This window comes from Nonomuraea sp. NPDC050328, from assembly GCF_044459405.1.
GTDB lineage: Bacteria > Actinomycetota > Actinomycetes > Streptosporangiales > Streptosporangiaceae > Nonomuraea.
Window position 1 is genome coordinate 13,865 of the sequence record NZ_JBITIW010000002.1, and the last position, 12,548, is coordinate 26,412.

Annotated in this window: 11 protein-coding genes; 6 read left to right on the top strand and 5 right to left on the bottom strand. The window is 70.8% G+C overall.

Going from position 1 to position 12,548, the window contains the following annotated elements:
- Positions 1-3: 3 nt before the first annotated feature.
- Positions 4-723: a TetR/AcrR family transcriptional regulator gene (locus ACIBG7_RS06170; protein ID WP_397335365.1), complete on the bottom strand. Its 720-nt coding sequence runs from the start codon at positions 721-723 to the stop codon at positions 4-6.
- Between the two features lie 55 nt (positions 724-778).
- Between ACIBG7_RS06170 and ACIBG7_RS06175 the strand changes: the two genes are divergently transcribed.
- Positions 779-2,245, top strand: coding sequence for an MFS transporter (locus ACIBG7_RS06175; protein WP_357936690.1), 1,467 nt, complete (start codon positions 779-781; stop codon positions 2,243-2,245).
- On the opposite strand, the gene ACIBG7_RS06180 is transcribed toward ACIBG7_RS06175, so the two are convergent.
- The gene (locus tag ACIBG7_RS06180; protein WP_397335366.1) at positions 2,242-2,952 is read right to left on the bottom strand and encodes an alternative oxidase; all 711 of its coding nucleotides are present in this window, start codon (positions 2,950-2,952) and stop codon (positions 2,242-2,244) included. The two genes, ACIBG7_RS06175 and ACIBG7_RS06180, sit on opposite strands and share 4 nt — an antisense overlap.
- 232 nt (positions 2,953-3,184) lie before the next feature.
- Here ACIBG7_RS06180 and ACIBG7_RS06185 point away from each other — a divergent pair, with 232 nt between their 5' ends.
- The 4 genes from ACIBG7_RS06185 to ACIBG7_RS06200 all read left to right on the top strand — a co-directional run bounded on the left by ACIBG7_RS06185 (position 3,185) and on the right by ACIBG7_RS06200 (position 8,539).
- A complete protein-coding gene (locus ACIBG7_RS06185; protein ID WP_397335367.1) occupies positions 3,185-4,459 on the top strand; it encodes an aspartate aminotransferase family protein in 1,275 nt (424 codons plus the stop codon).
- Positions 4,446-5,933 carry a CoA-acylating methylmalonate-semialdehyde dehydrogenase gene (locus tag ACIBG7_RS06190; protein ID WP_397335368.1) on the top strand — a complete coding sequence of 496 codons (1,488 nt, stop codon included), beginning with the start codon at positions 4,446-4,448 and terminating at the stop codon, positions 5,931-5,933. The genes ACIBG7_RS06185 and ACIBG7_RS06190 overlap by 14 nt, the downstream gene beginning before the upstream one ends.
- A gap of 93 nt (positions 5,934-6,026) precedes the next feature.
- Positions 6,027-7,193, top strand: a complete 1,167-nt coding sequence (locus ACIBG7_RS06195; RefSeq protein WP_397335369.1) for an extracellular solute-binding protein — start codon at positions 6,027-6,029, stop codon at positions 7,191-7,193.
- A 125-nt stretch (positions 7,194-7,318) separates the two neighbouring features.
- Positions 7,319-8,539, top strand: a complete 1,221-nt coding sequence (locus ACIBG7_RS06200) for a saccharopine dehydrogenase NADP-binding domain-containing protein (protein ID WP_357936361.1) — start codon at positions 7,319-7,321, stop codon at positions 8,537-8,539.
- Positions 8,540-8,554: 15 nt separating this feature from the next.
- On the opposite strand, the gene ACIBG7_RS06205 is transcribed toward ACIBG7_RS06200, so the two are convergent.
- Both ACIBG7_RS06205 and gabT read right to left on the bottom strand, forming a co-directional pair.
- Positions 8,555-8,788, bottom strand: coding sequence for a hypothetical protein (locus tag ACIBG7_RS06205; protein WP_357936363.1), 234 nt, complete (start codon positions 8,786-8,788; stop codon positions 8,555-8,557).
- Between the two features lie 166 nt (positions 8,789-8,954).
- Positions 8,955-10,262, bottom strand: coding sequence for a 4-aminobutyrate--2-oxoglutarate transaminase (gene gabT, locus ACIBG7_RS06210; protein ID WP_357936365.1), 1,308 nt, complete (start codon positions 10,260-10,262; stop codon positions 8,955-8,957).
- 55 nt (positions 10,263-10,317) lie between these two features.
- Here gabT and ACIBG7_RS06215 point away from each other — a divergent pair, with 55 nt between their 5' ends.
- Complete coding sequence (locus ACIBG7_RS06215; protein WP_357936367.1) at positions 10,318-11,748, top strand: PucR family transcriptional regulator; 1,431 nt, start codon at positions 10,318-10,320, stop codon at positions 11,746-11,748.
- Between the two features lie 28 nt (positions 11,749-11,776).
- Here the strand turns inward: ACIBG7_RS06215 and ACIBG7_RS06220 are convergent, their stop codons facing one another.
- Positions 11,777-12,412 (bottom strand): TetR/AcrR family transcriptional regulator, encoded by a 636-nt coding sequence (locus ACIBG7_RS06220; protein WP_357936369.1) that lies wholly within the window; start codon positions 12,410-12,412, stop codon positions 11,777-11,779.
- Between the last annotated feature and the right edge of the window lie 136 nt (positions 12,413-12,548).

Sequence of the window (12,548 nt, forward strand, 5' to 3'; positions counted from 1 at the left end):
CTGTCAGGCGTTCAGCCGGGCCTCCAGACCATCCAGCACGCACATCAGGCCCCACTCGAAGGCCAGGACCTGGGTGCCGCGGTGGTCGGCGGTGTGCAGGGCGCGCAGGTCCGCCATCAGGTCGGGGAAGTCGCGGGTGGCCTGCTCGGCCATCTCCAGCATCCGGGCCATGTCGCTCTCGGTGGGACCGCCGTGCTCGGTGAAGTAGAACGTCTGCGGGATGACCTGGCCCATCACGTAGGACAGGACGGTCGCGCAGCCGAGGTCGATCTCCAGCCCGGCGAAGCCGGCCGCGCGGAAGGACTTGCGGAGCCGGTCGTAGATGCCGAGCGTGTTGGGGCCGAGGGCGGGCAGCCGGCCGAGCAGCGCGCCCATCCACGGGTGGCGGATGATGGCGGCCCGCAGGTCGAAGCAGAACGCGCGCACCACGGTGCGCCAGGCCAGGAGCGGGGGCAGCGTCTCGCCCTCCGGCTCCGGCAGCTTCACCTCGCCCCAGACGGCGTCGTAGGCCAGTTCGAGCAGTTCCTCCTTGTTGGCCACGTGCCAGTAGATGCTGGTGGCCCCGGCGTTCAGCCGCGCCCCCAGCTTGCGCATGCTGAGGGCGTCGAGGCCCTCGGAGTCGAGGAGGTCCAGGGCGGTGGCGACGATCTGGTCGCGGCTGAGGCCGGCGGGCTTCACCGGGCGCGGCTCGCGGGTCCAGACCGAGCTGAACTGCTTGTTCACGCCTCCAGATTAAACCGGCTCGCACACTGTGCGAGACTTGTCGTACAGTGTGCGAGTGAAGTCGCACACTGTACGAGAAGAATCGCACGCTGTTCGAGATCCCCGCCGCTGGTGGATCCTCCTCGTGCTCTGCCTGTCCCTCCTGGTCCTGGTGATCGACAGCACCGTCCTCAACCTGGCCATCCCCTCCCTCACCACGGAACTGGGCGCCACGGCCTCCGACGTGCAGTGGATCCTCGACGCCTACGTGCTGGCCATGGCCGGCCTCCTGCTCACCGCCGGCAGCCTGTCCGACCGGTACGGCAGGCGGCTGATGCTGGTGATCGGCCTGGCCGTCTTCGGCGTGGCCTCCCTGGTGGCGGTCGTGGCCTCCGAGCCCTGGATGCTGATCGCCGCCCGCTTCCTGATGGGGGTCGGCGGCGCCATCCTGATGCCCTCCACGCTGTCGATCCTGATGACCGTCTTCGACGCCGAGGAGCGCCGCAAGGCGATGGCCGGCTGGATGACGGTGTCGATGGTCGGCGTCATCCTCGGCCCGACCCTGGGCGGCGTCCTGCTGGAGCACTACTGGTGGGGCTCGGTCTTCCTGCTGAACATCCCGGTCGCGATCATCGCGATCATCGCCGCCTTCGTCCTGATGCCGGAGACCTACGGGGACGTGCGGCGGAAGATCGACCCGGTCGGCGTGGTGCTGTCGGTGGTGGGCCTGACCTCGACCGTCTACGTGATCATCGAGCGGGAGTGGAACCTGCCCGTGATCGCGGTGGCGGTGTTGAGCCTGGGCGCCTTCGTCTTCTGGGAGCGCCGCGCCGAGCAGCCGATGCTGCCGCTGGGGGTGTTCAAGAGCCGTGACTTCAGCGGGGCCTCCTTCACCCTGCTGCTGATGTCCTTCGGCATGGGCGCGGTCATGATGCTGCTCACCTACTACCTGCAGTTCGTGCTCGGGTACTCCCCGATGCAGGCGGGTCTGGCGCTGCTGCCGTACGCGGTGGCCGCCGCGGTCTGCAACGGGCTGGGCGCCACCCTGGGCAAGAAGCTGAGCAACAAGACGCTGATCGTCGCCGGGCTGCTGATCATCTCCGCGGCCTTCGTCGTCCTGGCCCTGGCCGACGGCTACCTCATGATCCTGACCTCGATGCTGGTCATGGGCGTCGGCGGCGGTCTGGCCGGTCCCGCGGGCTACGCCACCATCATGGGCGCGATCCCGCTGGAGCACGCCGGCGTCGGCTCGGCCATGAACGACACCCTGCAACAGGTCGGCATGGCCATCAGCATCGCGATCCTGGGCAGCGTGCTGGCCGGCGTCTTCGCCTCCAACCTGCCCGCCTCGGTGCCGGCCTCGGTGGCCGACTCCTACGGCCTGGCCTTCCAGCAGTTCCCGGCGCAGGCCGAGCAGGCCTTCGGGGTGGCCATGTCCACCGGCTCGTGGGTCAGCGCGGCCTTCAGCGCGGCGGCCGCGCTCCTCGGCATGGTCCTGCTGAGGAAGCGCGCCGCCGCCGCTCAGGAGCCCGTGGCGGCCTAGCGGATGCGGGGCGCGGCCATCTTCTCCAGGCTGTCCAGCTTGTGCACCCGCTCGTCGTGGCCGATCTGCCGCAGCAGGTCGGCCACCGAGCGGTAGCGGCCGTAGCCGTCGGCGTAGGTGCCGGGGTCGGGCACGAACTCCAGGTCCGGGTTCTCGGCCACGAAGTCCATGTAGGTGTGCTCGGCGTGGTCCTCGAACTCGGCGTTGAGCCGGTAGCTCCACTTCGGGTGCACCAGGAACAGCAGCCACGAGACGTGGTAGTAGAAGAACGAGATCGCCCACGGCGCCGCGCGGTGCAGCAGCCAGTTGCGCCTGAGCCCCTGCCGGTCGATCAGATCCTCCATGATCAGCAGGTGGAACTGCTCGTTGTCCTGGTCCTCGCGGGCCTCGACGATGCGCTCGAAGACCCGCTTGGCCAGCGTCGAGCGGGTGCGATGGCGATGGACCGCCCAGTACCCCATCCGCTCCCACGCCTGGTACGGCACGCGGGCGATGATCTCGAGCATCGCGAACTTGGTGAAGGACCCCTTCTTCCCGTAGAGCAGGTCCACGGGCTTGAACATGAGCTGGGCCAGCAGGCTGTACTTCATCCGCGGCGTGCCCAGCGTCTCCGCCTCGGCGCGGCGCAACTCCTCGCGGCTCAGCTTGGGCGGGCCCGGGTGGACGGGGGCGGCGGTGGCGGTGCGGTGGTCGATGGTGACGGTCATCTCGGATCTCCTGTTTCGTCGTTGATCCGATAGTGGGCGACGACCCCCCTCCCGGTCGTCGCCCGGCGGATGGCACCGGCGCTGCCTCGCCGGAGGTAACGCCGCCTCCGGGACGTACACCGCCAGGCGGACGGGGCATCCCCTAGGGGTCCTTGCAACCTGTCAGGGAATTTGGCCGCAAGCCGACAGGTTGATGGTGGGACCGATCTTGCGGACACGGGATACTCGAACCATGTCTGACCTCCTCGCGCGCCACCGGGCCGTCCTCCCCGACTGGCTGGCCCTCTACTACTCCGAGCCCATCGAGATCGTCAGCGGCAAGGGCAACCGTGTCGTCGACGCCTCGGGCAAGAGCTACCTGGACTTCTTCGCCGGCATCCTCACCAACATGATCGGGTACGACGTGCCCGAGGTGCGCGAAGCGGTCGAGCGGCAGCTCGCCACCGGAGTGGTCCACACCAGCACGGTGTACCTGCTGCGCGGGCAGGTCGAACTGGCCGAGAAGATCGCCCGCGTCTCCGGCATCCCGGACGCGAAGGTCTTCTTCACCAACTCCGGCACCGAGGCCAACGAGACGGCCCTGCTGCTGGCCACCTACGCCCGCAAGACCGACCAGGTGCTCGCCATGCGGCAGAGCTACCACGGCCGCTCCTTCGGCGCCATCTCGGTGACCTCCAACACCACCTGGAAGAACAACTCGCTGTCGCCGCTCAACGTGCACTTCCTGCACGGCGCCGACCGCCACCTGCCGGCCTTCAAGGGCATGGACGACGCCGAGTACATCGAGGCCTGCGTCGCCGACCTGCGGCACGCGCTGGCCACCGTGGTCTCCAAGGACGTGGCCGCGCTGATCGCCGAGCCGATCCAGGGCGTGGGCGGCTTCACCATGGCGCCCGACGGCCTGTTCGCCGCCTACAAGGAGGTGCTGGACGAGCACGGCATCCTGTTCATCTCCGACGAGGTGCAGACCGGCTGGGGCCGCACCGGCCAGTCCTTCTTCGGCATCCAGAACCACGGCGTCACCCCCGACATGCTGACCTTCGCCAAGGGCCTGGGCAACGGCTTCGCGGTCGGCGGCGTCGTTGCGCGCGGCGACCTCATGGACGCCCTGCCCGCGATCGGCCTGGCCACCTTCGGCGGCAACCCGATCTCGATGGCCGCCGCCAACGCCACCCTCGACTACGTGCTCGACCACGACCTGCAGGCCAACGCGGCGCGCACCGGCCAGATCATCATCGACGGCCTGCGCGAGGCGGCCAAGCGGCTGCCCATCGTCACCGACGTGCGCGGCAAGGGCCTGATGTTCGCCGTCGAGCTGTCGGACCCGGCGCTGGCCGGCCGCTTCATGGAGGAGACCAAGAAGCTCGGCCTGCTGGCCGGCAAGGGCGGCCTGTACGGCACCGCGATCCGCATGGCCCCGCCGCTCACGCTCACCGTCGAGGAGGCGCACGAGGGCCTCGGCATCATCGTCACCGCTCTGGAGACTCTGAACGATGAAGTTCGTTAAGCACTGGATCGGCGGCGTGGAGGTCGAGGGCGACGCCCGCACCGCCGACATCACCAACCCGGCCACCGGCCAGGTCAGCGGCAAGGTCGCGCTGGCCTCGGCGGCCGACGTGGACGCCGCGGTCGCCTCGGCGCTGGCCGCCTTCCCCGCCTGGCGGGACGCCTCGCTGGTCAAGCGGACGCAGGTGCTGTTCCGCTTCCGCGAGCTCATGCACGCCCACCGCGACGAGCTGGCCGCGCTGATCTCGGCCGAGCACGGCAAGGTGCACTCCGACGCGCTCGGCGAGGTGGCCCGCGGCCTGGAGGTCGTGGAATTCGCCTGCGGCATCCCGCACCTGCTCAAGGGCGGCTTCTCCGAGGGCGTCTCCACCCGCGTGGACTCCTACTCCCTGCGCCAGCCGCTCGGCGTGGTCGCCGGGATCACCCCGTTCAACTTCCCCGCCATGGTGCCGATGTGGATGTTCCCGCTGGCCATCGCCTGCGGCAACGCCTTCATCCTCAAGCCGTCGGAGAAAGACCCCTCCGCCTCGCTGCTCATGGCGCGGCTGTGGCAGCAGGCCGGGCTGCCCGACGGCGTCTTCTCCGTCGTACAGGGCGACAAGGCCGCCGTCGACCGGCTCCTGGAGCACCCCGACGTCAAGGCGGTCTCCTTCGTCGGCTCCACCCCCATCGCCAGGTACGTCTACGAGAGCGGCACCCGGCACGGCAAGCGCGTGCAGGCCCTCGGCGGCGCCAAGAACCACATGCTGGTCCTGCCCGACGCCGACCTCGACCTGGTCGCCGACTCGGCGGTCTCGGCCGGCTTCGGCTCGGCCGGCGAGCGCTGCATGGCGATCTCGGTCGTGCTGGCCGTGGACCCGATCGGCGACGAGCTGGTCTCGAAGATCGTCTCCCGCGTCGAGCAGTTGCGGATCGGCCCCGGGGACGACCCGCGCTCGCAGATGGGCCCGCTGGTCACCCGCGAGCACCGCGACAAGGTCGCCTCCTACCTCGACCTCGACGAAGGCTTCAAGATCGTGGTCGACGGCCGCGAGAGCGCCGTGCTCGGCGGGCGCGGCGACGGCTTCTGGCTCGGCCCGACCGTCCTCGACCACGTCAAGCCCGGCTCACGGGTGCACACCGAGGAGATCTTCGGCCCGGTGCTGTCGATCGTGCGGGTCGCCTCCTACGAGGAGGGCGTGGAGATCATCAACAACCTGGAGTACGGCAACGGCACCGCCCTGTTCACCAACGACGGCGGCGCCGCCCGGCGCTTCCAGAACGAGGTGGAGGTCGGCATGATCGGCATCAACGTGCCGATCCCGGTGCCGATGGCCTTCTACAGCTTCGGCGGCTGGAAGTCCTCGCTGTTCGGCGACACCCACGTGCACGGCACCGAGGGCGTGCACTTCTACACCCGCGGCAAGGTCGTCACCTCCCGCTGGCTCGACCCCTCGCACGGCGGCGTCAACCTAGGATTCCCCACCAACGGCTGACCGCCTGAGCCCCCGCCCGGACCGGGCGGGGCGCCCGCGGTCCCGCCCCGTTCCCGGTAAGCTCCAGCAGCACACGGATCGACGGGGGGCAGGGTGCGAAGCAGGAGGCTGAGCGGTACGGCACGCCGCGCCGGCGGGCTGGCCGTCGCGGTGGCGCTGCTGGCCAGCACCGCCGCCGGGCAGCAGGACCCTGCGCCCACGCCCCCGGGGTCCGCCTCGCCGTCGGCCGGGCCGACCACCGCGCCGACCACCGCGCCGCCCAGCTCCAGCCCCAGCCCGGGCAGCACCGACGGCACGCTCGACATCCTGGCCTACAAGGGCTTCGCCGAGTACGGCGCCAACAGCCCCAAGGTCAACTGGGTGACCGGGGCGACCGAGTTCCAGGGCGTCACCGGCTGCCGCACCGCCCGGCTCGACTTCGTGCAGACGCCGGAGGAGATGGCCGACAAGCTGGCCACGCACACCTACGACATCGTCTCGGCGGCCCCCGAGCTCGCCGCCTCGCTGGTCGCCGCCCAGCGGGTCCAGCCGATCGACACCGCGCGGGTGAGCGGCTACGCCGACCTGCCGGCGCAGCTCAAGGAGACCGGGGTGCGGGACGGGGCGACCTATGCCGTGCCGTACCTGTGGGGGTCCTACGAGACGGTCTACGACACCACGCGGATCAAGAAGCCGAAGGCCGAGGAGCTGTACACCTCGGCGCGGGCCATGGTGCGGGACACCCCGCTGACCCTCGGGCACGCCGCGCAGGCCTTCGGGCTCGACCCGATGGCGCTCGACCAGGCCGGGCTCGACGAGCTCGGCGGCAAGCTGGCCGGGGTGCGGCGCTCGACCTACACCCTGCAGCTCGACGTGGTGAGCGCGCTGGCGTCCGGGCGCGTCGACTACGCGCAGGTCACCCCGTTCCTGCTCGGCCGGCTGCAGGCGGCCGGCAAGCCGGTCAAGAAGGTCAAGACCGCGCGCACCACCGGCTGGGTCGACTCCTGGATGCTCGGAGCCGGCACCCCCAACCTCGACTGCGCCTACCGCTGGCTGAGCTGGACGCTCACCCCGCACGTGCAGGAGCAGGCCGCCGCGTGGCTGGCGCTGGCGCCGGCCAATCCCAAGGGCTGCACCGGCGCGGCCAAGGAGGCGTGCCGGGCCTACCGCCTGGAGAAGGTGGACTTCCTGGGCGGGGCGCGGATGGGCTGTGCCCCGCAGCGGCACGACTGCACCGACTACACCGCCTGGGCCGAGCGCTGGCAGAGCCTCGTCAACTGAGCCTCGTCAACTGAGCCTCGTCAACTGAGCCCGGCATCCGCGGCTCCGCTTTTTTGTGGATTTGTAACTGGCTGATCGGCCAGTCAGTATTGGCTGATTGACCAGTCAGCCAGTAAGGTCCCTCCATGAGAATCCTGCTTGTGGGAGCCGGCGGGGTCGGCTCCGCCGTCGTGCCCATCGCCGCCCGACGAGATTTCTTCGAACACATCGTGGTCGCCGACTCCAAACAGGACCGGGCGGCCGAAGCCGTCCGCCGGGTCGGCGATCCCCGGTTCAGCGCCATCGAGCTCGACGCCTCCAACCAGGCCGAGGTGACCAGAGCGCTGCGTGAGCACGACTGCGACGTGCTGTTCAACGCGGTCGACCCCCGCTTCACCATGCCGCTCTTCCGGGCCGCGCTGGAGGCCGGGGCGCACTACCTCGACATGGCCATGTCGCTGTCGCGCCCGCACCCGAGCGAGCCGTACCGGAGGCCGGGCGTGAAGCTCGGCGACGAGCAGTTCGCCCTCGACGAGGACTGGCGGGCCGGCGGGCAGCTCGCGCTGGTCGGCATGGGCGTCGAGCCGGGCCTCGCCGACATCTTCGCGCGCTACGCCGCCGACCACCTGTTCAGCCGGATCGACGAGGTCGGCATCCGCGACGGCTCCAACCTGGTCGTGGACGGCTACGACTTCGCCCCCACCTTCTCCATCTGGACCACCATCGAGGAGTGCCTCAACCCGCCCGTGGTGTGGGAGGACGGCGCCTGGCACACCACCGAGCCGTTCAGCGAGCCGGAGATCTTCGACTTCCCCGAGGGCATCGGGCCGGTCGAGTGCGTCAACGTCGAGCACGAGGAGGTGCTGCTCGTGCCGAGGTGGATCCCGGCCAGGCGGGTGACCTTCAAGTACGGGCTCGGCGAGGAGTTCATCGGGGTGCTCAAGACCCTGCGCAAGCTCGGCCTCGACAGCGCCGAGAAGGTGCGCGTCGGCGGCTCGGAGGTGGCGCCGCGCGACCTGGTCGCCGCCCGCCTGCCCGACCCGGCCACGCTCGGCTCCCGGATGCGCGGCAAGACCTGCGCCGGCACCTGGGTCAAGGGCCTGGGCACCGACGGCGCCCCGCGCGAGGTCTACCTCTACCACGTGGTCGACAACGACTGGTCGATGGCCGAGTACGGCTCGCAGGCCGTCGTCTGGCAGACCGCGATCCACCCCGTGGTGGCCCTCGAACTGGTGGCCCGCGGGATCTGGCAGGGCACCGGCGTGCTCGGGCCGGAGGCCTTCGACGCGGTGCCGTTCCTGACCCTGCTGGAGGAGTACGGCTCGCCGTGGGGCATCCGTGAGGAGCTCCGCACCCAGGCCGCCTGAGAACGGGCGGGAGGGTCAGCGAACGGGGAAGGCGACGACCTTCGCCAGCGGCGCGGGGAAGAGGGCTTCGGCACAGTCGGTGCAGGCGAGCACCGGCGACTCGTCCGGCAGGCGGCCGACGCGGGTACGAGGCCTGGGCCACTTCTTGTGGCACACCACGCACGCGTCGCCGAAACACTGGGCGGCCGACAGGCCTTCAGGGTCGAAGGTCACCACGTCGTCCACCGTTCCGGTCAGACCCCAGTTCATCACCCTCCCGCGCGGTGCTCGTCCCGTCCGGTAACGGATCCGTTATAGCGCCCGGCGATCAAGCGGAGTGTCAAGCGCGGGTGAAGGTTCCGCCGGGACGCCTGCCGTACAGCAACAAAGAAGGGCATCCACCCGCATAGTGGATGCCCTTCAAAAGCCGGAAATATCAGGCCTGTGCCAAAGCCTTCTCCAGGATGCCCAGCCCCTCCTCCAGGAGGTGCTCGGGGATGACCAGCGGCGGCAGGAAGCGCAGGACGTTGCCGTAGGTGCCGGCGGTGAGCACGACCAGGCCCTCGGCGTGGCAGCGCTTGACGATCTCCTGGGTGGCGGTCGGGTTCGGGTCGGTGGTGCCCGGCTCGACCAGCTCGATGGCGATCATCGCGCCCCGGCCGCGCACGTCGCCGATGATCGGGAAGCGCTCCTTCAGCGCCTCCAGGCGGGGGAGCATGATCTCGCCGATCCGGCGGGCCTTGGCGACCAGGTCGTCGGCCTCGATGGTCTCCAGGACGGCGAGGGCCGCCTCGCAGGCCAGCGGGTTGCCGCCGTAGGTGCCGCCCAGGCCGCCGACGTGGACCTGGTCGAGCAGGTCGGCGCGGCCGGTGACGGCGGCCAGCGGCAGGCCGCCGGCGATGCCCTTGGCGGTGCAGATGATGTCCGGGACCACGCCCTCGTCCTCGCAGGCGAACAGGTCACCGGTGCGGGCGAAGCCGGTCTGCACCTCGTCGGCGATGAACACGATGCCGTTCTCGCGGCAGAACTCGGCGATCTTCGGCAGGAAGCCGCGGCTGGGCACGATGAAGCCGCCCTCGCCCAGGATCGGCTCGATCAGCACCGCGGCGACGTTCTCCGCGCCGATCTGCTTGTTGATCATGTCGACGGCCCGCTCGTAGGCGTCCTCGGGGCCGCGGAAGGGGTAGGCGACCGGGACGCGGTAGACCTCGGGGGCGAACGGGCCGAAGCGGTGCTTGTACGGCATGTTCTTGGCGGTCAGCGTCATCGTCAGCAGGGTGCGACCGTGGTAGCCGTGATCGAAGACGACGACCGCCTGGCGGCCGGTGGCGTGCCGGGCGACCTTGACCGCGTTCTCGACCGCCTCGGCGCCCGAGTTCACCAGGAAGGTGCGCTTCTCGTGGTCGCCGGGGGTGAGCGCGTTGAGCTTCTCGCAGACGCTGACGTACGACTCGTACGGCGTGACCATGAAGCAGGTGTGGGTGAAGTCGGCGACCTGCTTCCGCACCCGCTCGACCACGCGCGGGGCGGCGTTGCCGACGTTGGTGACGGCGATGCCCGAGCCGAAGTCGATCAGCGAGTTGCCGTCCGCGTCGACCACCACGCCGCCGCCGGCCTTCGTCACGAAGACCGGCAGGGTCGTGCCGATGCCCGGCGGCACGGCGGCCTGCTTGCGGGCCAGCAGCTCCTGCGACTTGGGGCCGGGGACGGCGGTGACGAGGCGGCGTTCCTGCGGAAGACTCATGCTCCCGACGTTAGGGCGGCCGGGGCCAAGGGCCGATACTCCATTGTGGCACGATATGTCCAACATCTTCGTGCGGAATGGACAAGTGGTGGCGCCGACTCTCGACACCGTGGTGCGGCGGCTCCGGCTGCCCGTGCTCGCCGCCGCCCCGCGTGGCGAGGTGCCGGTGCGCTGGGTGGCGGTCAGCGAGCTCGAAGACCCCACCCCGTTCCTCGAAGGCGGCGAGCTGCTGCTCACCACCGGGATGCGGCTGGCCGAGCCGTACGAGCCGTACATCGGGCGGCTGGTCGCCCGGCAGGTCTCCGGGCTGGGGTTCGGCGTCGGGCTCAGCCACGAGGTCACCCCGCCCGGGCTGGTGAAGGCGGCGGGCGAGGCCGGGCTGCCGCTGGTGGAGGTGCCGCGCGAGACGCCGTTCATCGCGATCGGCAAGGTGGTCAGCGAGCTGCTGGCCGCCGAGCAGTACGAGGAGGTCAGCCAGGCTTTCGCCGCGCAGGGGCGGCTCACCCGCGCGGCGCTCGAAGGGCTGGAGGCGGTCATCGACCGGCTCGCCCGCGAGATCCGCGGCTGGGCGGCGCTCCTGGACGAGTCGGGCGCGGTCCGGCACGCGACCAAGGGGGCGCGGGTCGGGGCGGCCGTGGCCGAGCTCGACCGGCTGCGGGCCCCGCGGGCGCCGCAGAGCATCTCGCTGTCCTCGCCCGGCGAGCACGTCGTGGTCCAGCCGCTCGGCAGCCGCGGCTTCTTCGCCGTCGGCGCGGCGTTGCCCTTCCCGCCGGTCGCGCACACGGTGATCAACGCCGCCGGGTCCCTGCTCACCCTGGCCGTCGAGCGCGGCAGGGCGCAGCGCGAAGCCGAGCGCCGGGTGCGGTCGGCGGTGCTGGAGCTGTTGCTGGCGGGGGAGACCGACCGGGCCCGGGCCGTCCTCGCGCCGCTCGGCGAGAGCCTGCCCGAAGACCCGGTCCGTGTGGTGGCCGCCGGGCCGGGCGCGCTCGACCTCGCCGAGACGCGCGGCTTCGCCGTCCGGCACGGGGAGCTCGTGGTGCTGATCGGCGGTACGGCGGAGCTGCCGGGACCGGCCGGCGTCGGCGGACCCGTCCCGCTCCGGGACCTGCGCACCGGCCTCGACCAGGCCGAACGCTCCCTGGCCCGGGCGCGGCGGCAGGGCGGGGGAGTGGTGCGCTTCACCGAGCTGGCCGGACAGGGCCTGCTGTCCCTGCTCGACCCCGCCGCCGCCCAGGCCTTCGGGGCGTCCGTGCTCGCCCCGCTGGTGGAGTACGGCTCGCGGGCCGACCTGGTGGGGTCGCTGCGCGCCTACCTGGCGGCCAACGGGCACTGGGACGCGGCCGCCCAGCAACTCGGCGTGCACCGGCACACGCTGCGCTACCGGATGAAGCGCGTCTCCGAACTGCTCGGCCGCGACCTCGACGACCCCGGCGTGCGCGCCGAGCTCTGGGTGGCCCTCGCGCTCGCCGTCCCCTCGGTGTCCTGACCTCGGACGGATGTCAGGGTCCCCTGAGTCAGGGCTTCTTGAGGAGGTAGCAGCAGATGGTCGCCGTGGTGACCGCGTCGTAGGTGCGGTCGTCGCGCAGGTGCCCGGCGCGCTCCAGGCTGATCGCGCCCTGGGCCGCCGCCCACAGCGCGTCGGCGATCTTGCGCGGCTGGGTCGGGATGAGGTACCCCGCCGAGATGCAGTCCGAGATCACCCGGTCCAGCAGGTTGAGCGCCGCCCGGGCCAGCGTCCGGGCCCGCTCGCTCGGCTCGAAGCCGGGGATCGCCCGCTCGAACATCAGGCTGTAGTACTCCGGCTCGGCCAGGCAGGCCGTCCGGTAGGCCGGTCCGAGGGCGGTGAGGTAGTCGAAGGGGTCGTGCCGGGGCGGCACCGCCTCCATGTGCTTGCGGACGCGCTCGAACCCTTCCAGGTAGAGCGCCTCGGCCAGCCCCTCGCGGTTGCCGAACATGGTGTAGATGACCGTCGTCGAGCATCCGGCCTCGCTGGCGATGCGGCGCATGGACAGGCTCTCCGGCCCGTCGCTGGCGAGCAGCTTGACGGCGACGTCGAGCAACCGCCCCCGCAGCTCGTCGTGCGAGGTCCGTTCGCCCAGCAGATACGCACCCTGTAGGCCGAGTGGCGCCGGGGTCGCCTGTTCGCTCACGGAGCCACACGCCTTTCTGCCGAGCCCACCCGCTGGATCCTTAGCCCGGTGGGAGATCCTTCAAACCGCCCCACCCGTTAAACATCCCGAATTAGACCTATTTTTGTTACACGTCCGGGGTTTGTGCGTAACGGAG

Excerpts from the sequence above, each read along its gene's own strand:
- ACIBG7_RS06185 (WP_397335367.1), top strand. The coding sequence starts at position 3,185 with ATGTCTGACCTCCTCGCGCGCCACCGGGCCGTCCTCCCCGACTGGCTG.
- ACIBG7_RS06205 (WP_357936363.1), bottom strand. The coding sequence starts at position 8,788 with ATGAACTGGGGTCTGACCGGAACGGTGGACGACGTGGTGACCTTCGAC.
- gabT (WP_357936365.1), bottom strand. The coding sequence starts at position 10,262 with ATGAGTCTTCCGCAGGAACGCCGCCTCGTCACCGCCGTCCCCGGCCCC.
- ACIBG7_RS06215 (WP_357936367.1), top strand. The coding sequence starts at position 10,318 with ATGTCCAACATCTTCGTGCGGAATGGACAAGTGGTGGCGCCGACTCTC.
- ACIBG7_RS06200 (WP_357936361.1), top strand. The coding sequence starts at position 7,319 with ATGAGAATCCTGCTTGTGGGAGCCGGCGGGGTCGGCTCCGCCGTCGTG.
- ACIBG7_RS06180 (WP_397335366.1), bottom strand. The coding sequence starts at position 2,952 with ATGACCGTCACCATCGACCACCGCACCGCCACCGCCGCCCCCGTCCAC.
- ACIBG7_RS06190 (WP_397335368.1), top strand. The coding sequence starts at position 4,446 with ATGAAGTTCGTTAAGCACTGGATCGGCGGCGTGGAGGTCGAGGGCGAC.